This is a genomic window from Mucilaginibacter sp. 22184, from assembly GCF_052045695.1.
Lineage (GTDB): Bacteria > Bacteroidota > Bacteroidia > Sphingobacteriales > Sphingobacteriaceae > Mucilaginibacter.
The window spans coordinates 366,985-388,436 of sequence record NZ_JBQEPI010000006.1 but is presented as its reverse complement, the minus strand read 5'-3'; the positions used below and the strand labels follow the sequence as shown (position 1 = coordinate 388,436).

General features: G+C 43.8%; 16 protein-coding genes. 11 read left to right on the top strand and 5 right to left on the bottom strand.

Features of this window, described 5'->3' with window-relative positions; translation table 11 throughout:
* Positions 1–18: 18 nt before the first annotated feature.
* The 3 genes from ACTJKG_RS15530 to ACTJKG_RS15520 all read left to right on the top strand — a co-directional run bounded on the left by ACTJKG_RS15530 (position 19) and on the right by ACTJKG_RS15520 (position 2,676).
* The gene (locus ACTJKG_RS15530; RefSeq protein ID WP_172337421.1) at positions 19–606 is read left to right on the top strand and encodes a Crp/Fnr family transcriptional regulator; all 588 of its coding nucleotides are present in this window, start codon (positions 19–21) and stop codon (positions 604–606) included.
* A gap of 64 nt (positions 607–670) precedes the next feature.
* Positions 671–1,366: an alpha/beta fold hydrolase gene (locus tag ACTJKG_RS15525; protein ID WP_440739753.1), complete on the top strand. Its 696-nt coding sequence runs from the start codon at positions 671–673 to the stop codon at positions 1,364–1,366.
* Positions 1,367–1,656: 290 nt separating this feature from the next.
* Positions 1,657–2,676: a class I fructose-bisphosphate aldolase gene (locus ACTJKG_RS15520; RefSeq protein WP_172337419.1), complete on the top strand. Its 1,020-nt coding sequence runs from the start codon at positions 1,657–1,659 to the stop codon at positions 2,674–2,676.
* A gap of 71 nt (positions 2,677–2,747) precedes the next feature.
* On the opposite strand, the gene ACTJKG_RS15515 is transcribed toward ACTJKG_RS15520, so the two are convergent.
* The 3 genes from ACTJKG_RS15515 to ACTJKG_RS15505 form a co-directional block, all read right to left on the bottom strand.
* Positions 2,748–3,302, bottom strand: a complete 555-nt coding sequence (locus ACTJKG_RS15515; RefSeq protein ID WP_440739752.1) for a dihydrofolate reductase family protein — start codon at positions 3,300–3,302, stop codon at positions 2,748–2,750.
* Between the two features lie 98 nt (positions 3,303–3,400).
* The gene (locus ACTJKG_RS15510; protein ID WP_172337417.1) at positions 3,401–4,192 is read right to left on the bottom strand and encodes a helix-turn-helix transcriptional regulator; all 792 of its coding nucleotides are present in this window, start codon (positions 4,190–4,192) and stop codon (positions 3,401–3,403) included.
* 161 nt (positions 4,193–4,353) lie between these two features.
* Positions 4,354–4,737: a winged helix-turn-helix transcriptional regulator gene (locus ACTJKG_RS15505; protein WP_172337416.1), complete on the bottom strand. Its 384-nt coding sequence runs from the start codon at positions 4,735–4,737 to the stop codon at positions 4,354–4,356.
* Between the two features lie 113 nt (positions 4,738–4,850).
* On the opposite strand from ACTJKG_RS15505, the gene ACTJKG_RS15500 reads away from it, so the two are divergent.
* Both ACTJKG_RS15500 and ACTJKG_RS15495 read left to right on the top strand, forming a co-directional pair.
* Entirely contained in the window at positions 4,851–6,260 is a 1,410-nt protein-coding gene (locus tag ACTJKG_RS15500; protein ID WP_440739751.1) for an MFS transporter, read from the top strand.
* Positions 6,261–6,778: 518 nt separating this feature from the next.
* The gene (locus ACTJKG_RS15495; protein WP_440739750.1) at positions 6,779–7,897 is read left to right on the top strand and encodes a Gfo/Idh/MocA family protein; all 1,119 of its coding nucleotides are present in this window, start codon (positions 6,779–6,781) and stop codon (positions 7,895–7,897) included.
* 183 nt (positions 7,898–8,080) lie between these two features.
* On the opposite strand, the gene ACTJKG_RS15490 is transcribed toward ACTJKG_RS15495, so the two are convergent.
* Positions 8,081–9,430 carry an alpha-L-fucosidase gene (locus ACTJKG_RS15490; protein ID WP_440739749.1) on the bottom strand — a complete coding sequence of 450 codons (1,350 nt, stop codon included), beginning with the start codon at positions 9,428–9,430 and terminating at the stop codon, positions 8,081–8,083.
* 117 nt (positions 9,431–9,547) lie between these two features.
* Here ACTJKG_RS15490 and ACTJKG_RS15485 point away from each other — a divergent pair, with 117 nt between their 5' ends.
* The 4 genes from ACTJKG_RS15485 to ligD all read left to right on the top strand — a co-directional run bounded on the left by ACTJKG_RS15485 (position 9,548) and on the right by ligD (position 14,441).
* A complete protein-coding gene (locus tag ACTJKG_RS15485) occupies positions 9,548–10,729 on the top strand; it encodes an ROK family protein (RefSeq protein WP_440739748.1) in 1,182 nt (393 codons plus the stop codon).
* A gap of 445 nt (positions 10,730–11,174) precedes the next feature.
* A complete protein-coding gene (gene ku, locus ACTJKG_RS15480) occupies positions 11,175–11,945 on the top strand; it encodes a non-homologous end joining protein Ku (protein ID WP_440739796.1) in 771 nt (256 codons plus the stop codon).
* A 1-nt stretch (position 11,946) separates the two neighbouring features.
* Positions 11,947–12,594, top strand: coding sequence for a DNA polymerase ligase N-terminal domain-containing protein (locus ACTJKG_RS15475; RefSeq protein WP_440739747.1), 648 nt, complete (start codon positions 11,947–11,949; stop codon positions 12,592–12,594).
* A gap of 20 nt (positions 12,595–12,614) precedes the next feature.
* Positions 12,615–14,441: a DNA ligase D gene (gene ligD / locus ACTJKG_RS15470; protein WP_440739746.1), complete on the top strand. Its 1,827-nt coding sequence runs from the start codon at positions 12,615–12,617 to the stop codon at positions 14,439–14,441.
* A 210-nt stretch (positions 14,442–14,651) separates the two neighbouring features.
* Here the strand turns inward: ligD and ACTJKG_RS15465 are convergent, their stop codons facing one another.
* Complete coding sequence (locus ACTJKG_RS15465) at positions 14,652–15,575, bottom strand: S1C family serine protease (RefSeq protein ID WP_440739745.1); 924 nt, start codon at positions 15,573–15,575, stop codon at positions 14,652–14,654.
* Positions 15,576–16,198: 623 nt separating this feature from the next.
* Here ACTJKG_RS15465 and ACTJKG_RS15460 point away from each other — a divergent pair.
* On the top strand, positions 16,199–19,456 hold the full coding sequence (locus tag ACTJKG_RS15460; protein WP_253952305.1) for a SusC/RagA family TonB-linked outer membrane protein: 3,258 nt from the start codon (positions 16,199–16,201) through the stop codon (positions 19,454–19,456).
* An 11-nt stretch (positions 19,457–19,467) separates the two neighbouring features.
* Entirely contained in the window at positions 19,468–21,336 is a 1,869-nt protein-coding gene (locus ACTJKG_RS15455) for a RagB/SusD family nutrient uptake outer membrane protein (protein ID WP_172337406.1), read from the top strand.
* Positions 21,337–21,452 lie beyond the last annotated feature (116 nt).

The following is a 21,452-nucleotide window of genomic DNA, read 5'->3' as shown; positions in this document are numbered from 1 at the left end:
AAAACAAAAAAAGTTCTGATGGAACAGGAATTACCCTTCTGGTATGCACAGCTGAAGAGAAAATACCCCATAGTAACCGATGAAGAATGGCGCTTGCTTGATTTGATGGCGAATGTGAAGCACATCAAAAAAGGCGATTCGTTTTTAAAATATGGCAAGGTTGCGCGCTTTTCGGCGTTTGTAATTTCAGGATTGTTTAAATTTTCTATCCAGGACGAAGATGGTACTGAGCGGATTATCAAATTCGGTTTCCCCGATGATTTCCTGGCCAACTGCGAAAGCTATAATAAAAAGGCCCCTTCCGCTGTCAGTATCACAGCTCTCGAAGACGCTGTGGTACTAAGAATCAATATCAAAAAATTGCAGCCACTGTATGATCTGCACATGAACCTTTTGCACGTAAACTTGCAATTGTACCAGGAAATACTCGAACAGCAATCAGAGCATCAATACATCCTTTCGTTAAAAAGCCCTGTGCGGCGTTACCGGTATCTGTTAGAGCGGCGCCCGGCAATTATAAAAATGATATCCTTAACCAATATCGCGCGTTACCTGTACATCAGCCGCGAAGCTTTAAGCCGGGCACGATTGTTTGTGATGAAATGATCTGATTGTTTTTTGTGATCGCGATCACAAATTGAATCTGCACGCAGCAATAGCTTTGTTTAAAATGAAACAAAGTATCATATTGTTGCACGGCCTGTTTGGTGGGTTAAGCAACTGGAAGGAGGTTGTTGAATATTTTGAACCCCTTTTTGACGTTTATATTCCGGAACTACCCATATATGAAAAACACCAGGCCGATACCCTGGAGTACCTAATTGATTTCCTGGAAACGATGATTGAGTCGGCCGGTCTGACGAATGTTATCCTGGTAGGCAATTCGCTTGGCGGGCATGTGGCCATCCGCTATACGCACCGGCATCCTCATAATGTGGATAAGTTAGTGCTTACCGGCAGCTCGGGTCTTTACGAGAATACGCAGGTTGGCAGCTATCTGAAACGGGGTAATTACGCTTATATCCGGGAAAGGGTTGCCGCCACCTTTTATGATCCGGCCATAGCTACTGACGAACTGGTTGCAGAAGTGCTTCAGGTTACCACCAATCCATTCAAATGTATATGCGCCATTAAAGCAGCCAAATCTGCACAGCGCGATAATGTCCTGGCGTTGCTCCCTGAAATTTTAACACCAACACTATTAATATGGGGTAGTGATGACCAGATTACACCGCCATCCGTTGCCTACGAATTTGAGCATCATTTACCCAACGCACAGCTCATGATACTACCCAAATGCGGCCACGCCCCGATGATGGAAAAACCGGAGGAGTTTAATAAGGCATTAAATGCATTCCTTAGTTAGCATAACTGCTTTAGTCTTGACTGAACTTTTTAAACCTTTCAAAACAGGCCAAAAATTTGTTAAAAAGTGTTAAAATAGCGTTAAAATTTAGTTAAAACGGCCAAAAGTGATGCGTGTATGCCCTGATTTTAAGTAAAAAGTGTTAAAATTTAGGGTTTAAAAAGTCTTTCAGGCTATCAATTTTCATCGCAGTCACATATTCCAAAATCAAATTTTATTGACCCTGATGGTTTAGTATATTTACAACAAAGAGACGTTCTCCTGCGTTAATCGTACATACCTCATACCCCATGAATAAACAAACTTTAAAAACCACCGCCCAGCAACTTATGGCGGGCGACAAGGGCCTTTTGGCCATGGACGAAAGTATAGCCACCTGCAACAAACGCTTTGCAGAAGCCGGCATCCCCCAAACAGAAGAGTACCGTCGAAAATACCGCGAACTGATAGTAAGAACCCCCAAACTGGGCGAATGCATCAGCGGTGCCATCCTGTTTGATGAAACTACCAAACAGGTGGCCGATGATGGTACTCCCTTTATCGACCTATTGGTTAACGGTGGTGTGATTCCCGGCATTAAACTGGATGAAGGAGCTAAAGATATGCCCGCTTTCCCGGGTGAAAAAGTAACCGAAGGCCTTGACGGATTGCGTGAAAGACTGAAAAATTACGCTACAGCGGGTCTCCGTTTTGCCAAATGGAGGGCTGTGATCGTTATTTCTGGCGATACGCCAACTGATGGCAGCATTTACGCCAACGCCCATGCATTAGCCCGTTACGCGGCACTTTGCCAGGAGGCTGATGTAGTGCCTATCGTAGAACCCGAAGTACTGATGGATGGCAACCACACGATCGAACGTTGTTTTGAGGTAACTCAGCGCGTTTTACACATCGTATTTGAAGTGCTGATACAACAACGTATTTACCTGGAAGGCATGATACTGAAACCCAATATGGTGGTATCTGGCGTTGACGCCTCTGTACAAGCCAGCGTTGACCAGGTTGCTGATCTTACTGTTGAGTGCCTACTGCGTTGTGTGCCCGCAGCGGTACCGGGCGTCGCTTTTCTATCAGGGGGGCAGGCAGCTCCTGATGCCAGCGCGCATTTAAATGCTATGCATGTAAAATACAAAAGCAGGTTGCCATGGGCGCTTACCTTCTCATTCGCCAGGGCGGTTCAGCAACCGGCTATGGAATACTGGAAAGGTAATGATGAAAATGTGGCAGTGGCGCAACAAATTTTCTATAAACGCCTGAGCATTAACAATGCTGCCCGTCGTGGTGAATATACACCTGCATTGGAAGCTTAACTTGACTAAACGCAACAGCAAGTCGTTCATTATTAACGGCTTGTTGTTGCTTATATAGCTGATTGGTATTCTTATTTTTCCCGTTGGTAGTATAGTACAATTACCCCGGCATCCAGCGTTTGGGTTTTAGCCAGTTTTAGGCCCGAAGCCTGAAAATCATCAACAAAAAAGCGTTTTCCGCTGCCTAAAATAATGGGATGAACCATCAAACGGTATTCATCAACCAGGTCGGCTTTGGCCAGCGCTTTTACTAGTTCGGCACTGCCTTCCAGCATGATCTCTTTACCGGGTAGTTCTTTTAAGCGGGTAATTTCTTCTATCACGTTTTTGCTGATGATGGTGGAGTTATTCCAGTCGGCTTTTTCCAAGGTAGTTGAAACCACATATTTTGGCACGCTGTTCAGCTTATCGGCAACGCCGTCTTCGTTATTTTTTTTGGTCGACCAATACGGCGCAAGCATTTCGTAGGTTTTACGGCCAAAAAGTATAGCATCGCAAGTGTTGTGACAATCCTGAATGTAGGCAGCCTTGGCTTCGCCAAAATAAGGCATAAACCATTCGCCCATGCGGTCGGCATCAAATACACCATCTAAGGTTATCCATTCTGAAACTATTAGCTTTCTCATTTTCTTTTAATTTTAAATTGTGTGATCCTGTTTGTTTTTATATCACAAAGTAACGGAGCCAGGGCAACCTGTGATAGAACAAACCCGACAATCTGAAATTAACGAGGAAACTCCGAAGCGCTTTTCAGATACTCCAAAGGCGTATAATTGGTAAATTCTTTAAACGTACGGATCAGATGGCTTTGATCTGCATATCCGCTTTCAAAGGCCACATCGGTCATCTCTGTGAACTGATTTTGGCTGAGCTGTTGCAGGGCAGAATGAAACTGGCATATCCGGCTGAAAGTTTTGGGCGATACACCCACATGGAATTCAAACAGTCGTTGTAGGGTACGCTCGGTAACAAAAAGCTCTCCCTGAACCTGGGTAAGCGATATCAGGCCTTTACTCTTTTGTATAGCCTGTGTGGCAAATGCAATAGTGTTGTTTATGCCTGGTTTATACCGATCGGCCAATTTAAGCACATAGTTATTCATTAGCTGCAAACGCTTACCCAGTGTCATGGCATTCAGGAGCTGCTCTTTCAGACTTATGGAACGGGCCGGTTCAGAAAAATTAAGATCGATGCTGATATTGGTCAGTTCTTTAGCATCGATGCCAAACAAAGCCTTAAGCATATGCGGATACAAGAAGTAAGCTATAATGATCACATATCCGCGGGTGTGCAGCTCAATTGGTTTGGTGTTTTGACCGTAGAGCACAAGACTGTCCATGTTTTTTGGACTATTGAGCAATAGGCCCGTATCTGTTATCTGGAACGTGATACTCGGGTAACTATTGGCTATCAGCGGTAACACGGCTTCCCGGTAAATGTTGTTATTTTCAATCACCACGATGTTGCTCACATAAGCAGCAACGGATGGATGAGGGATAATAGCCTGTGTTTTCATTCCAGGATAAATGTTTCAATTGGTATCTGATCAACTAATTTACGTATATAAACCAAAATCTTATCATTTACCTTTGTAGATCACCGTCTTCTGCCTTGCCCGGTTCGTCAAGCAGTTGTATGGCCGATGCGGGCCCCAGATCAGGATCGCCGCATATAATATTAAAGCAGCGTTTTCTTCATCTGGCAATAATTATTACCCCAGTCGCACAAGGCGTCCATAATGGGTATCAATGTTTTGCCCAGCTCGGTTAACTTGTACTCTACTCGCGGGGGCGATTCGGCATAAGCTGTTCTGAGTAGGATGCCGTCGCGTTCCAGTTCTTTGAGCTGGGCCGTGAGCGTGGCTTGCGTAATATGGGGCATCTTTTTACGCAATACACCAAAGCGCATCGGACATTCTTCCCTCACTTTATTGAGCAGCTTTAGTTTCCACTTTCCACCAATAATGTCCAGTGCATTTGTCATGGGACAGTTATCTTCTAAAAAAAGCTCATTTTCTGCTTTTATAACCAGCTGATCGTCATCGTTAGTATCATTTTCCATACTTGGTATCCTCCATCAAACTACTTGTGAGCCTCACATCTCCCTCTCATCTTTGAATCGTAAAGTTAACAAAATCAGGCTTAAAGCCGGTTAAATTCATTTATCTGCAAATTATGAACAAGCCAATTTCAAGGTGGTTCCTGCTCATCATCCTCTCGTCGTCGGTGTTTTTATCGGTGATCGATATCTTTATTGTCAATGTGGCCATCCCCTCTATTAAAAGGGGTATACATGGGTCCGACAGTGATATCCAGCTGGTTATTGTACTATACCTGCTGGGCTATGCCGCCTTCCTGATCACCGGTGGCCGGGCAGGTGACCATTATGGTAAAAAGAACGTTTTTATAGTATCGATGCTACTGTTTATCGTTACTTCCTGCCTTTGCGGTTTTTCACAAACACCCTGGCAGATCAACACCTCACGTTTTTTACAGGGAATAAGTGCCGCATTTATGATCCCACAGGGTATTACCTATATCCAGGTGCTTTTTCCGTTGCATAACGATCGCATTCAGGCCCTGGGTATCTATGGCAGCGTAGCCGGTACTGCCTCCGTGATAGGGCAGTTTTTAGGAGGATTATTACCCGATGTCCATTTTTTGCTGGACGGCTGGCGACTGATTTTTCTTATTAATCTACCTCTTGGGCTGGTTGCAGTGATACTGGCGGCCATATTCCTGAAGGATACCAAAACCATCAAAAAATCCAGGTTTGATCATTCGGGTGTTGGTTTGCTAACCGTGGCATTGATTGCGCTCATTTATCCACTGGTGCGCGGTCCCGAATTGCACTGGCCCTGGTGGAGCTCAGCATCCATCGGCATGTCACTCATCCTGTTGTACCTGTTTATCGTTAACCAGCGCAGAAAACTACATACTGGCCCGGAACCCCTGGTTGATGTGCGCCTGTTCAGTTTTAAAGATTTTAATATTGGCCTTTGCGCCGTGCTGTTTTACTTTATGGTACAGGACACCTATTTTGTGATCAACGTTGTTCTGTTTCAGAATGGCTTTGGCATCAGCTCGTCAGAGACGGGGATATTCTTTGTTTTCCAGGGTGTCGGGTATGTGGTGGCCTCTTTGTTATCCCTTCGCCTGGTACCACATTATGGTAAACGGGTATTGCAGGTTGGCGTTTTTATCATGATTGGTTCGCTTCTGTTCCATTTATTGTTTTTCAATTCGGGAAATATCAGCAGGTATTTACTATTACCCATACTTTTTATTTATGGCACCGGCTGCGGATCGGTATTGCCATCGTTGTTAACCATGGCTCTCAAAAGTATCCCTACCCATTTTGCCGGGGCGGCCTCCGGCACTTTCTCCACCGTTCAGCAAACCGCTATTGCTTTGGGGATAGGGATTGTAGGTGGTGTGTTTTTTTTCAAGCTGGCCGGTAATACCAGTTTGGCCGGATACGTATCGGCATACAGGTTGGCCACGGGTATCAATATTTTTTTGCTGGGTGTGGTGAGCCTGTTTCTTTATTTGCTGCCTGGCAAACCAGGGGAAAGTAGACACTGAAAACTTTTTAAACCTTAAATTTTAACACTTTTTTGCTCAAAAACGAGGTGAAAACGTATCAGTTTTGGTCATTTTAACTAAACCTTAACGCCATTTTAACACTTTTTAACAAATTTTCGGCATGCTTTTAAAGGTTTAAAAAGTATTAATTTATTAATTGTCAAATAGCTAAATAAAAATCAGTTGATTTTTGGCCTTTTTTGCTCCTTATGCAAACGGCCCGGTTCTCGTTGTTTAGGAGAGAACCGGGCCGTTTGCATACAAATATACTAAAATAAAGGGAGATTCCGAAAGCCGTAGGCCTGGCAATTCATGTGGTAAGAGCAAGGAAAAGCGGTTTTTTTGTACCTCGTAATGACACGTGGATAAATCAGCTTCTTTACCGCCTGCTGCAGAGAGGGTAGGCCAGCGAGACGTTGACAAGGCGGCGAATGGATGAAAAAAACATTTCCAATGTTTTAAGGGTTTTACAAAAAAGCCTAAATTGTAATCGATTACGAACCTTAAAATCATTGCCTATGAATTCGCGCCGTGACTTTTTACAGAAGCTGGGGATCTCTGCCCTGGCTTTACATCTGGCCCCGCTTTCGGGATGGGCCAACAGTAAAAACAATACCGAAGCTCCTTACGAGGGCCGCGTACTCCGTGTTGCCATTATGGGGCTCGGAGGCTACGGCACCCGGGTAGCCGAAGCCATGCAATCATGCACAAAAGCCAAACTGGTTGGCTTGGTGAGCGGTACACCTTCAAAAATTAAGGACTGGCAAAGCAAGTACGGCATCGCCGAAAAAAATTGCTACAATTATGAGAATTTCGACAGCATCAAAAACAACCCAGATATTGATGCGGTTTATGTGATCACACCCAACGCGTTACATCACGATATGGTATTACGGGTGGCCAAGGCGGGTAAGCATGCCATTTGCGAAAAACCCATGGCCGTAAATGCCAAAGAAGGACAGGCTATGGTAGATGCCTGCAAAAAAGCTAATGTGAAATTGCTCGTAGGCTACCGCATGCACTTTGAACCCAAAACGCTCGAGGTGATCCGGATGCGCAATAGCGGCGAGTTTGGGAAGATCTTGTTTTTCCAGGGACAGTGTGGCTTTAAAATTGGCGATCCTACCCAATGGCGATTGAATAAGCAACTGGCAGGTGGGGGCTCTATGATGGATATTGGTATTTACGCAATCAATGGTTCGCGCTATATGACCGGCGAAGACCCGGTTTGGGTTACCGCCCAGGAAACAAAAACCGATCCTGTGAAATTTAAGGAGGGGGTTGATGAAACTATCCAGTTCCAGTTTGGCTTCCCGAGCGGGGCTGTAGCATCCTGCTTATCAACCTATAATATGAATAACCTCGACCGCTTTTTCCTGGATGGGGAGAAGGGTTTTGCCGAGCTACAGCCATCTACAGGTTATGGCCCCATACAAGGGCGTACGCACAAAGGCGAACTTACGCAGCCAGTTACTACACATCAAACCGTACAAATGGATGAAATGTCGGCCATTATTTTTGATAATAAACAACCCGTAGTGCCCGTGAACGGGGAGGAAGCGGTAAAGGACTTAAAGATCATTGATGCCATTTACCAGGCAGTTAAAACTGGGTCAAAGGTGACTATTAGTTATTAACCCTGGCGAAATATATTTATTGCTGAGCTGTTAGGGAAATAAAAACCCGTCATTGCGAGCGTAGCGTGGCAATCCCCTACTTACAGAACGGCCCTGCTAATTGGGGATTGCCACGCTACGCTCAATGACGTGGTGATGATGTGGTCTTACCTAGCAAGACCGTGATGAATTTTTGCTAACGTTTTACTCATTAGTCAAAAAGCCACCCTTGCCCCGGTAAAGATCAAGTTTGCCATTCAATTCAACTTTTATTACGGACATATACTTGTCCTGAAGGTTTTCGGGGATAGTGATGAAGGTTAGGCCTGGCACAACGCTCCAGGATATTTTGCCAACAATTTTATAGGTGAGCGGTGCATCGCTGCCCAGTACGCATACTTTTTTAATGCTGTTTTTTAAGCCTTTTATCAATACCGGTGCGCTGGTTTTGGCTGGCACGAACAGGTATAAGATTGTTGAATCTTTTGATAGGGTACTTGCGCCATAATAATGACCCTGTGGCATTCCGGCAATGGTATTAAAAACGCCTTCGCCATTTTTTTTGTTCCAGGCGCCCAGTTCTTTAAGCAGGTTTACTTCTTCCGGAGGGATGCTGCCATCACCTTTAGGGCCAATATCCAACAGTAAATTTCCACCGTAACTAACAGCATCAGTAAAAATGCTGATGATCTCATAAGGGGTTTTAAAGTTTTTGTCCTGCGGCTGGTAGCCCCAGTTGTCATTGATGGTCATGCAAAGTTCCCACCATTTGTAGGCTGGTCTTGATACCGGGAAGTTTTGTTCGGGTGTATCATAGTCGCCATAACCCTGTAAGCGTCCATTGATGATGGTGTTGGGGTTATAGCCTAATAGTTTTTGTCGTACCCCGGTAGCATTCCATTCTTCGGCACTATGTTCCCAGTCGCCATCAAACCACCAAAGGTCGGGATTGTATTGTTTGGCAAGCTCATCCAGTTGCCCGTTCATAAAGGTTAAATATTTGGCCCATTTAGCAGATTGGTCTTTTACCTGGTAGCGGCTGCTGTCCTTTAAAAACCCAGGATAATCGTTATGGCTCCAGTCTATCAGCGAAAAATAGGCGCCTACTTTTATACTGCGTGCGCGCAGGGCATCATACAGTGGTTTTAACAGATCTTTTTTAGCCGGAGTTTTCTGCACTACGTTAAGCGCACCGTACTTGCTATTCCATAAAGCTACACCATCGTGGTGTTTGGTGGTCATCACCGCGTAACGGGCACCACTTTCCTTAATCAGATCCGCTAGTTCATTAGGTTTATACTGACTTGCCGTAAAGCCCTTTAACTGGCTCATATAATCAGGATAGCTGATCTTTTTGTTATGAAAGCTCCAGCTTTCGTCTATCCCTTTTACGGAGTAGATGCCGTAGTGAATAAATATGCCCAGTTTGGCATCGGCAAACCATTGCATCTTTTCTTTGATCGCATCGGGGCTTACACGGTGTTGCGCCTGGGCATAACCCGTATACAATATGGTAATCAATACCACGAGCAGGTGTGATAACTTTTTGAACATTTTCAAAAGTAATTATTAAGATTATAAACTATTACTAAACTTTTTAAAAAAATTAAAAAGATTTCTTTTTTAATTAAATTAATTTTTTTATATATGCATATATAAACCCCCTGCTACATGTTTTTTAAAAATATTGATTTGATTAAGGCGCTGTATTACAGTAAGACAGCCTCGCTAGCCGACCTGAGTATTGACACAGGCAGAAGCATTCCGTATGTAACCAAAGGGGTAGCCGATTTAGTCAAGTTAAATATTGTAAAAGAGATTGGTATAAGAACGTCAAGCGGTGGCCGTAAACCTGCAACCTACTCTCTGATAGCTGATACCGGATATATCATCTCGGTGGCCATGAACCAGTTTGTGACCCGCATTGTGATTGTGAACATGAATAATGAGTTTGTAGGCGATGTACAGGAATTTGAGCTGAAATTGAGCGACAACAGCAATGCTATCCATTCGCTTATAGCACATATCAACGCTACCGTTATTAAGTCTGGTTTGCCACATGATAAATTTTTGGCTGTAGGTATTACCATGCCGGGGTTTATTGATGCTTTTCAGGGTAACAACCTAAGTTTTCTCAAATCTCCCGATGAAACCTTAGTGACTTATATTGCCAGACAGGTTAAATTACCCGTATTTATCGAAAACGATTCCACATCTATAGCTCTTGCCGAGCAAAAATTCGGGCTCTCCGTAGCCCGTAATAATTCCATGATCATTAACCTGGGCTGGGGTATTGGTTTAGGAATGATCATCAATAAAGAAATATTTAAGGGACATAGTGGCTTTGCCGGCGAGTTTAGCCACTTACCACTCCACAAAAACGGAAAGCTATGTTCATGTGGTAAACAGGGCTGTTTGGAAACGGAAGCATCTTTGTTGGCTATTGAAGCCAAAGCTACCGAAGGCTTAAAGCAAGGGAAGGTAAGCAGCCTGGTGAAATATGATACCATATCGGCCGATAATATCATTGACGAAGCACTAAAAGGAGATGCCTTTGCTGTAAAAATAATTTCCGAAGCTGCTTATTTTATTGGGCAGGGCTTGGCTATCCTGCTGCACCTGATGAATCCCGAAAGTATTATTTTAAGCGGAAAGGGCAGTGTTATAGGTAAACTATTACTTAGCCCCATTCAGCAGGCCATGAATGAGCATTGCATACCGCATTTAACCACATACACCCAACTGGCAGTCTCCAACCTGGGTAACGATGCGCAACTGTTAGGGGGCGTAACCACCGTGATCGAAAATCTGTATAAACTTAGTCCGCAGGCCAATATTTCCGAGCCTGCATAAGCATGCGAAAGGTCTTTTTTTAACTCAATTAATTAATTTTCATGCAACTAAAGATACCCGCACAACAAAAATATTCTGGGATGTAAAGTAATAGTTGATTAAGAGGTGGCTCGCCATGGTGGGCGCCTCTTTTTTACTGATTTTCTATACTAAAGAGGCTGTATCATCAATCATGATCAGCCTCTTTTTTTTGATTACTCAGATACGTAAGCGACGGATAGCCTTGTAGGTTGAATTGATTAAACTACTAAAAAGTGGGTTTACATGGTTTACATAATTTAGGGTTTACATTGATGTATATAGTTTATAGTGAGATAGTTAATTGTTTTTTTTTAAGAAAAAGTGTAAACCCACTTTGTAGCCTCTATTGTTGAATGATTTTATTTTGATGCAAACCAGGCAAGGTAAATTGGGTTATACTATAAATACGCTTAAATATTTTAGTATGAGGGCAATATGGAGAGGGGCTATCGGTTTTGGACTGGTGAGCATCCCAATAAAGTTGTATTCGGCTGTGCAAACAAGTTCCCTTGACCTGGATATGCTGGATGGCAGGGATCATTCCCGGATCCGTTACCAGCGGGTTAACGAGCAAACGCACAAAGAAGTGCCGTATGACAAGATCGTTAAAGGCTATAAGCTTAAGGACGAATATATAATAGTGGAAGAAAGCGACTTTGCCGACGCGGCTCCCGAAAAAAGCAAAGTGATCGAGATCGAGAACTTTGTGGATATGGCCGACGTCGATCCCATGTATTATGAAACGTCCTATTATGTCGAACCTGATATCCCTTCTAACAAAGCTTATGCGCTCTTAATAAAAGCCATGCTCAAATCGGGCAAGGTGGGTTTGGCTCGTTTTGTATTGCGCAATACCGAAAGTTTATGCATTGTTCACCCATCAGATAACGTGATGGTAGTAACCCGTATCCGTTTCGCGCAGGAGATCAGGCCTACTGATGATTTAAACATCTCCGATGATGTTGGTATCACCAAAAAAGAACTGGATGTAGGTTTGGCATTGATCAAGCAATACACCGAGCATTTTGACATCTCCAAGTTTAAAGATGAGTATAATAGTGAACTGCTCAATATTATTAAGGCCAAAGCCAAAGGAAAACGGCCAACCATCAAAAAATTGAAACCACATAAAACCACCAGCGATGACCTGTATGAGCAATTGATGGAAAGTTTACAGACCAAGAAAGGGGCATAAGATGAGCTTAACGGATTATATCAAAAAACGCGATTTTCAACAGACTACCGAACCTAAAACAGGTAAAGGCAGTGGTAAAACCCTCTCGTTTGTGGTACAACGGCACCATGCCACCAGTTTGCATTATGATTTCAGGCTGGAACTGGATGGCACCTTAAAAAGCTGGGCTGTGCCAAAAGGCCCATCCATGAATCCGGGTGACAAACGCCTGGCCATGATGGTAGAAGATCACCCGATTGATTATCAGCATTTCGAAGGCATCATCCCAAACGGTAATTATGGGGCAGGGGTAGTGCTGATCTGGGATCACGGTACCTACGAATCGCTGGCCGAATCACGGGCAGATGATGTAAAGACTTTAAGAGCAGGCTTAAAAAGCGGCAACCTGAAGTTTAAATTAAACGGCGAAAAGTTGCAAGGCGAATTTGCCCTGGTGAAACTGCACAATGCCGAAAATAATGCCTGGCTGCTGATCAAGCATAACGATGAATTCGCTGTAAAAAAGAAATACAGCAGTGAAGATTTGGTACCTGCCGATATTAAAAAAATGAGGAATAATAAAAACGGCGAAGCAACTGCGTTACCGGATCTTAAAGAGAAAGAGGTCAAAAAAAAAAGTCCAGCCCCCAGAAGCAGGAAAAGCGTTTAGTTGAAAAAGCCTATACGCCCATGATGGCCAAATTGGAGAGCAAAGTTTTTGATCAGAAGGGCTGGATCTATGAGCGTAAACTGGATGGTTACCGGGCCATCGGACACACAGGAAAAGGAGCAAAACTGATCTCGCGGAACGGGATAGATTTTAGTGAGAAGTATAATAAAGTAATAGACGCGCTCAGGCAAATAGGTCAGGACGCCATACTGGATGGCGAGCTGGTGATTGAGGATAAAAAAGGCCAAAGCCGTTTCCAGGATATTCAGCATTATGAGGGCGATAGCGCCAACCTGATCCTTAAATATTATGTATTTGACCTGTTGAACCTGAAAGAACATGATCTGCGTGGGCTGGAACTGGTAAAACGCAAGAAATTATTGCAAACGCTGATTGAACCCTTGAACAGCAACACCATAATTTACAACACGCATATAGAAGGCAATGGGGCCGGTTTGTTTAAGAAAGCACTGTCGCTGGGCTGGGAGGGAATCATCGGTAAAGATGAGGAAAGCACATATCACAGCGGCAAACGATCAGACAGATGGCTGAAATTTAAATCGCGCAACTCGCAGGAAGCCATTATTTGTGGTTATACCGCGCCATCGGGTTCGAGAAAACATTTTGGCGCTTTGGTATTGGGTATTCGTGAAGGTGCTAATATCAGGTATATTGGCAATTGCGGCACAGGTTTTAATGATACCGGCTTAAAAGAGCTGTACGGAAAGTTACATTCTTTGGAAACGGATGAAAAGCCGTTCAAAGAAAAAGTTAATCAAAGAAGTAAAGTTACCTGGCTGCGGCCAGAATTGGTTTGCGAAGTTTGGTATGCTGAATGGACAGCAGATGGCCATTTAAGACAACCTGTTTTTAAAGGACTACGCGCAGATAAAGAAACAGAGAACGTAATTATGGAAACACCAGAAAAACAAATGGCCGACGATGAAACTATTGCATTTGGCCGTACAAAATTAAAAGTAACCCATCTGAACAAAGTTTTCTGGAAGGAGGAGGGGATAACTAAGGGCGAGTTGATCAACTACTATCAGCACATGGCCGACTGGATTGTGCCCTATTTAAAAGATAAACCTATTTCTATGCGCCGCCAACCCAATGGTATTGAAGATGGTGGATTTTTTCAGAAGGACGTAGATGTAACGCATTTACCCGACTGGATAAAGACCGAACCATTGCACTCTGAAAGCAATGATAAAGATATCAACTACATCATCGGGAAGGATGCTGTTACTTTGCTGTATATGGTAAACCTGGGCTGTATTGAAATAAATCCCTGGTTAAGCTCCTACAAAAAACCGGACAACCCGGAGTTTGTGGTGATTGACCTTGACCCTCATGATGTGCCGTTTACTGAAGCGGTAGAAGCCGCTTTAAAAACCAAAGAGATCTTTGATCGCATGCATTTGGATGTTTTTATCAAAACTTCCGGTTCAAAGGGCTTGCACATTTATTGCTACCTGGCGGCAAAATATGATTACGATTTTGTAAAAATGTTTGCCGAGTACACGGCCAGCCTCATCCACCAGGAACTACCGGATACAACCAGTATAGAAAGAAGTCCCGCTAAAAGAAAAAACAAGATCTATATTGATTTTCTGCAGAACAGACGCGGCCAAACGGTAGCCTGCCCATATTCTGTACGGCCCAAGCCGGGGGCAACGGTTTCGGCACCCTTGCACTGGCATGAAGTGAATGATGAGCTTAAACTATCCAACTACACAATTTATAACATGGCAGATAGAGTAAAGAAGATCCAGGACCCCTGGAAAAATTTGACAGCCAAGCCCGGTGATCTGAAAAAAGCGCTTGAGTTGATAAAGGGGAAATAGCTTGTTAGCCGGTGGTTTGTGGTGATAACACCGACCATAAGCTAATGAACTATCCACGTCATTTCGAACGAGGTACGAGGAGAAATCTTTTGCGCCATGCAATTGAAGCTTTGCATGGCGCAAAAGATTTCTCCTCATCCCACCACGTTGCCCCTCGCTGTTTGTCGAAATGACATAAGTGTTTATTTATATCAAACTCACATCATCCAATCAGTTCTTTTGAACAGGGGTAACCCGAAACTCTGTTTTATAATTGTTTCGTAATACACCTATAAATTGAAATTGCCCGATTTTTTCGTCGGATAGCAATTTAAAAAGCGCATCAGAACTTTCAATAGCCACATCATTAAAGGAGAATAAAATATCCCCGCTCTGTATCCCGGCTTTATCTGCAGGGCTTCCCTTCGCCACATCAGAAATAAACAGGGCCTGTTTATTAGCTACTTCGGCTATTGTGCGTAATTTGGGTACAATGTCTATCTGTTGTAGTACCAAGCCCAGGTAGGCCCTTCTCACTTTTCCAAAACGTATCAGCTGGCTGGCTATATCCTTTGCGGTATTGATGCTGATAGCAAAACATAATCCCTGCGCGCCATTTATGGTGGCTGTGTTAACGCCAATTACTTCGCCATCGGTATTGATGAGCGGCCCACCGGAGTTTCCCGGATTTAAAGCCGCGTCTGTCTGGATCATGCTATCCATCTGACGCCCATTCTGGCTTTGAAGCGTTCGGCCAAGGGCACTTACAACTCCGGCTGTTACGGTATGCTGAAATCCCAGGGGATTCCCAATGGCTATAACCAGCTGACCTATGGCCAAGGCTTCCGAATCGCCCATGTGTACTGGCACAAAGTCCGCTGCCGAAATTTTAAGTATGGCCAGGTCTGTATCGGGGTCCTGACCTATTAGGGTAGCCAGGTGCGTGGCACCATCATGCATTTTAACCTTAATGATCTCTGCCTGCTGCACTACATGACTGTTGGTAAAAAGGTACCCGTCTGAAGAAAAGAGGAACCCTGAGCCCGAGCCAACAGGTTGTTCCTTATCCTTTTGTTGTTTAAAAAGTTCAATTTTGACCACTGCTGTTTTTACTTTCTCTACAGCATTAATAATGGTCGAAGAATACTGATCCATATAAATCCTTTCAGGCAATGGTCCTCAATAAGCGAACCCTTTGAAAAACACTGTAATAATTTCCGTATTCGACGCAGGTTCATTGAAAAAACATGTTGTTTTGTCATTAATTACCTTGTAATGAACCCGATTAAAGGATTGTCTTTTTTTTGTCTTAACAAAAATATTTTACATAGCTTATTAATATTCTTTCCCGGTGTACAACTTATTTAAATATTATTATATTAGCTCTGCCAATTGAAAAAGTGTTATTAGGACAATTAATGTCTGTATAAACCTATTGATAATTAAACATTTACCTGATAATGCCTGGTTGATAAAGTGCACTTATCAACTTTTTATCAGAAACAGCCAATAGTACACAGCACCCTCTTACTCCACCCCTGAGTATTAGGACGTGATATTATTTGCCCTTGCCACGGCATCCCGGTATCGGGTATCGCCTATATCAGCCTTTTTATCGAATTAACCAATTAGTAAAAAATAAACTAAAACAATTGCCTATGGGGAAAATGAGCTAAAACGATTATGTAATGTCAGAGAGGCCATGATTAATGGATTTCCTCCTGAAAGTATCTGCACATCTTATTACACGCATTAATTATTAACTAATTAAAAAAGCTATGAAACACAATTTGGATAGGAGCTATCCCCTGCTAAAAGTTTATAAAACTATTTTGTGCCAACTATTAATAATGCTGATATGGGTGCCATTTTCCCATGCTGATGTTATTAATACCCGGAAAATATCGTCCAAAACGATATCGGAGCGAAAAAATAACCTAAATACTCCTGTTAAAATTTCCGGTAATGTAAGCGATCAGACCACGGGCGAAAAACTGGTAGGCGTATCGGTTATGGTGAAAGGTACCAATAACGGTACGGTGACCGATATTAAAGGAAACTTTACCATTACCGCTCCCGATGACGGAACGCTGGTGGTAACTTACATTGGGTATAATACTTTAGAGGTTCCTGTTAATGGAAAAAATGCCATCAGTATCAAATTGCAAGCCTCATCAAAAGGACTTTCTGAGGTTGTTGTAGTAGGTTATGGCGTACAAAAAAAGGTAACCGTTACAGGCGCTGTAGCCGCTGTAAGAGGGGCCGAGTTGGAAAAATCGCCTACGGTAAACTTGTCAAATACACTGGCCGGTCGTTTACCGGGAGTTACAGCGGTACAATCAAGCGGGGAGCCTGGTTATGATGGATCAGCTATCCACATCCGCGGAACCAACAGCCTGGGCAACAGTGATGCCTTGGTGGTTATTGATGGTGTACCAGACAGGGCCGGAGGTTTGGAGCGTTTAAACTCGGCCGATGTGGAAAGCATATCCGTACTAAAAGATGCCTCTGCGGCTATTTATGGTTCAAGGGCGGCAAATGGTGTTATTCTGATTACCACCAAACATGGTAAATCAGGCAAAACACAACTTTCCTATGATTTTAACCAGGGTTGGGCGCAGGCAACGGTGATACCCAAAATGGCCAATGCAGCAGAGTATGCAACCATGCTCAATGAACTTACTTTATATTCTATTGTTGATCCATCAGAGTGGGGCCCCGCATGGGCGGGATTTCAACAAACGGGTAGCTATAAAGATGTAGACAAATCCAAAATTATCCAGCCTGCCGATATACAGAAGTATCGCGATGGATCGGATCCGCTTGGCCATCCAAATACCGATTGGTTTAAAACCACGTTAAAAAACTGGTCGCCTCAAAGCCGTCATAATCTTCAGTTAAATGGTGGCTCAGAAAACTTCAAATTCCTCACCTCGCTGGGTTATACCAACCAGGATGGTTATTATAAAAACTCCGCGACGGGTTACAAGCAATATGATTTCCGCATAAACCTGGATGCAAAAGTAAATAAGTATATCAATACCAGCGTTGGCGTAACGGCACGTGAGGAAGCCCGTAATTTCCCTACACAAAGCGCGGGCTCTATATTCCGGATGCTGATGCGTGGCAAACCGACAGAGCAGGAGGTTTGGCCCAACGGGCTGCCAGGCCCGGATATTGAAAACGGCCAGAATCCGATTGTGATTACCACCAACAAAACAGGGTATGACAGGGACAGGAGGGATTACTTTCAAACCAATGGAAAGGTAGAAATACAGGTTCCGGGGGTAGAAGGCTTAAAATTAACAGGTACAGCTTCTATTGATAAATATATCAAGCGGGAAAAGGTATGGTCGACACCATGGACGCTGTATTACTGGGATCATCAATCCTTTGAGGCCGATGGTAAAACGCCGGTACTTACGCCCAGTGTACGCTCTACCTTCACCGATCCGCGGCTATCCCAAAGCGACGAAAACAAACTGAATGTTTTACTCGGTGGCTTTGTTAATTACGACCGCACCTTTGGCGATCATACCCTCAACCTGATGGCCGCCGTAACCCGCGAAACCATAAGCGACGATTATTTTAGTGCCTACCGGCGTTATTTTCTTTCGCCCGATGTGGATCAGTTATTTGCCGGTGGCGATGCCGAAAAAGATAATGGCGGTGGTGCTTATGACCGTGCCCGCTTAAGCTATTTTGGCAGGGCGGCCTATAATTATAAACAAAAATACCTGGCCGAGTTTTTATGGCGCTATGATGGGTCATATATTTTTCCCGAAGCACACCGTTTTGGCTTTTTTCCGGGCTTTTTGTTAGGTTATAATATATCGCAGGAAAATTTCTGGAAAAACAATTTTAAGGCCATCAATTACTTAAAGATAAGGGCCTCATACGGCCAAATGGGTGCCGAGCCATATTTTAATAACACCTTGCAGGAAAATCAATACCTGTCAACCTATGGTTTTGGGAGTTATATATTAAACAACCAGGTGGCCAAAACATTATATGAGCTTAGGGTACCCAATCCTAATTTTACCTGGGAAGTAGCCAATAACTACGATATAGGTTTAGAAGGAGAACTGCTCGAAGGGCGCATTAATTTTGAGCTGGATTACTTCTACAACAAACGAACCAATATACTCTGGGCCCGCCAGGGTTCAACGCCTGCCAGTACTGGTATCAGCAACCTTTTACCGCCCGAAAATATAGGCAAGGTTAATAATAAGGGTTACGAGTTTAAGATAGGATATAAAGGAAAGATAGGTGAGCTTAAATATAATGTGAGCATCAACGGCGGATATGCTAAAAATAAGATCATCTACCAGGATGAAGCGCCCGGTGTGCTTCCATATCAGCGGCAAACAGGCATGCCCATCGGATCGCCGCTTTTATATGTTGCCGATGGCGTGTTTAAAGACCAGGCCGAAATTAACGCCAATAAAGTAGATTATAGCGAAATGACCCCCCAGCTTAAACCCGGCGATCTGCGGTTTAAAGATATCAATGGCGATGGCAAAATTAATGGCGACGACCGTAAAATAATGGATATGGGCTTAACCCCCAAGTTTACAGGTGGTTTTGCTATTAACCTGCAGTACCGAATGTTCGACCTGTCGATATTATTCCAGGGCGCAACAGGTGGCTATCTGCCGGTGGATACAGAATCGGGCGATATCGGTAACTATCTGCAATATACCTATGATCACCAGTGGACGGTTGATAAGCCAAGCAGTGTTGACCCGCGTATAGCCAACCGTGGCGATGCCTGGTACTCCCTGGGTAATAAGGCCAATACCTATTTCTACAGAAGTACCAATTATCTCCGCTTAAAAAACGTGGAGTTGGGTTATAATCTGCCCGGTAACATTGCGCAAAAAATTGGCATGGGCAATTTACGGGTATATGTAAGTGGTCTCAACCTCATTACCTGGGACAAATTACATATATGGGATCCGGAGTCGCTTTCTGGTAACGGACAGTATTATCCGCAGTCGAGAATTTTAAATACCGGTGTCAGAGTAACCTTTTAATAACGAAAACCATGAAAAATTTAATCAAACCTATTTTAACTGTATTAATTGTTTCGGGCGCGTTACTTACCTCATGTAAGAAAGACTTTTTAAATACCAAGCCCTTAACAGAAGTGCCTTCTGAAGATACCTGGAAAGACGGCGCTCTTTCCACCGCCTTTGTAAATGAAATTTATAACGGCTTAGGCAACGGAGGCTTTGATGAACAGGAGCTGGCTTCGCTGTCAGATGAGGCTGTATTTACCCATCCCGGCAGAAGTATCAATATCGTTAATGAAGGTACCCTCGGCCCAAGTAATATCGGCTGGACAAACAATACTTACGAATGGGGCAGCATGTATAACCGCATTCGCACCTGTAATGTGGCTTTGCAAAACCTGGCCAAGGCCCCAATTGATCAATCACTCAAAGAACGCCTGCAGGGAGAAGCTCATTTTTTAAGGGCCTATTTTTATCAGCAGTTAGTACGCTATTATGGTGGTATACCTATTATTACCAAGGTTTACCAATTAGGCGAAGCTGATTATTCCGCAGCACGAAACAGTTATGACGATTGTATCAAATTCATTACTGCCGATTGTGATAGCGCTGTTACGCTGCTAACAGGTAAAACTCTGGATAAGGGTCGTACGTCTGTACCGGCTGCTCTGGCTTTAAAATCAAGGGTATTGTTATATGCCGCGAGCGATCTGCACGATATCCCTACCGCGAAAGCCAAATCAAGTGTGATCAGCGGTTACGCCCATCCCGAGCTATTAGGTTACATCAGCGGCGACAGAACGGCTCGTTGGCAGGCGGCAAAAGACGCGGCTAAAGCGGTTTTAGATGCAGCGGGTACCGGCTACAAACTTAATTTAGCTGCACCAGCTTCTTTTGATGATGCCAAAACCAACTATATCTCTATCGCGATGGGCGGTGGCAGTAAAGCCACATTTGTTGACGCAACTGCCGCATCCGAACTTATTTTTGCCCGCTATTTTGTTGCTGGTAAAGACGAGGGCGGAGAAAACGTAGGTTTAAATAATGGCCCAAATGGTTATCACAATTGGGCAGGTAATACACCGGTTGAAAACTTAGTAAGCGACTATGAAAATATCGATGGCACTAAATTCGACTGGAATAACCCGGCCAATAAAGCCGCGCCCTACAAAAACAGGGATCCAAGGTTCTATGCCTCTATTCTGTTTGATGGAGCCGGATGGAAACCACGCGATAAGATCTCTGGTAATGTTGACCCGGCTAATCAAATTCAAACCGGAAGTTACCAGGTAGGCTCGGGCACGCTGGCCGGTCTGGATACCCGCCAAAGCAGTATAGAAAACTGGAACGGCAGCTGGACTGGTTACTACGTGCGGAAGTTTATCGACATAGACCCGAATGTGGTTGATAATAACACCAAGCAGTTTATCCCCTGGCCGTTTTTTAGATATACCGAAGCGGTATTTAACTATGCCGAAGCCTGTATCGAATTAGGTCAGGATGCCGAAGCCCGGACGTGGCTCAACAAGATCCGTTTCCGTGCGGGGATGCCAGCCCTTACAGAATCGGGCGATGCCTTGAGGCAGCGTTACCGCAATGAGCGCCGGGTAGAGATGGTTTACGAAGAACAACGTTACCACGATGCCCGCCGCTGGATGATAGCACCCACAACCCTGGGCCGAAAGCTGATCTTTATAACAGTAACCGGCACCTTAAAGCCTGGTCAAACAGCTCCATCGCCATATAAGCATGACGAAACTGTTTATAACTATACCTATACGCCCGTTATTGATAACAGTATCGAAAACAGGCAATGGCTGGATAAGATGTACTTTTTACCTATCAGTTTAACAGAAGTAAATAAGAACCTCAAATTGATCCAGAATCCGGGATATAATTAAAAAATAGAAAGGCTATTTAATAAATTAATATTTGCAGAAGGCTTTGCCGTTATTAACAGCAAAGCCTTTTGTTTTTTTAATCAATGTAATTAATTTTTAAGCTTTCAAATCGCTAT

Excerpts from the sequence above, each read along its gene's own strand:
- ACTJKG_RS15495 (WP_440739750.1), top strand. The coding sequence starts at position 6,779 with ATGAATTCGCGCCGTGACTTTTTACAGAAGCTGGGGATCTCTGCCCTG.
- ACTJKG_RS15455 (WP_172337406.1), top strand. The coding sequence starts at position 19,468 with ATGAAAAATTTAATCAAACCTATTTTAACTGTATTAATTGTTTCGGGC.
- ligD (WP_440739746.1), top strand. The coding sequence starts at position 12,615 with ATGATGGCCAAATTGGAGAGCAAAGTTTTTGATCAGAAGGGCTGGATC.
- ACTJKG_RS15530 (WP_172337421.1), top strand. The coding sequence starts at position 19 with ATGGAACAGGAATTACCCTTCTGGTATGCACAGCTGAAGAGAAAATAC.
- ACTJKG_RS15485 (WP_440739748.1), top strand. The coding sequence starts at position 9,548 with ATGTTTTTTAAAAATATTGATTTGATTAAGGCGCTGTATTACAGTAAG.
- ACTJKG_RS15510 (WP_172337417.1), bottom strand. The coding sequence starts at position 4,192 with ATGAAAACACAGGCTATTATCCCTCATCCATCCGTTGCTGCTTATGTG.
- ACTJKG_RS15520 (WP_172337419.1), top strand. The coding sequence starts at position 1,657 with ATGAATAAACAAACTTTAAAAACCACCGCCCAGCAACTTATGGCGGGC.
- ACTJKG_RS15515 (WP_440739752.1), bottom strand. The coding sequence starts at position 3,302 with ATGAGAAAGCTAATAGTTTCAGAATGGATAACCTTAGATGGTGTATTT.
- ACTJKG_RS15475 (WP_440739747.1), top strand. The coding sequence starts at position 11,947 with ATGAGCTTAACGGATTATATCAAAAAACGCGATTTTCAACAGACTACC.
- ACTJKG_RS15500 (WP_440739751.1), top strand. The coding sequence starts at position 4,851 with ATGAACAAGCCAATTTCAAGGTGGTTCCTGCTCATCATCCTCTCGTCG.
- ACTJKG_RS15465 (WP_440739745.1), bottom strand. The coding sequence starts at position 15,575 with ATGGATCAGTATTCTTCGACCATTATTAATGCTGTAGAGAAAGTAAAA.
- ACTJKG_RS15460 (WP_253952305.1), top strand. The coding sequence starts at position 16,199 with ATGAAACACAATTTGGATAGGAGCTATCCCCTGCTAAAAGTTTATAAA.
- ACTJKG_RS15490 (WP_440739749.1), bottom strand. The coding sequence starts at position 9,430 with ATGTTCAAAAAGTTATCACACCTGCTCGTGGTATTGATTACCATATTG.
- ACTJKG_RS15525 (WP_440739753.1), top strand. The coding sequence starts at position 671 with ATGAAACAAAGTATCATATTGTTGCACGGCCTGTTTGGTGGGTTAAGC.
- ACTJKG_RS15505 (WP_172337416.1), bottom strand. The coding sequence starts at position 4,737 with ATGGAAAATGATACTAACGATGACGATCAGCTGGTTATAAAAGCAGAA.
- ku (WP_440739796.1), top strand. The coding sequence starts at position 11,175 with ATGAGGGCAATATGGAGAGGGGCTATCGGTTTTGGACTGGTGAGCATC.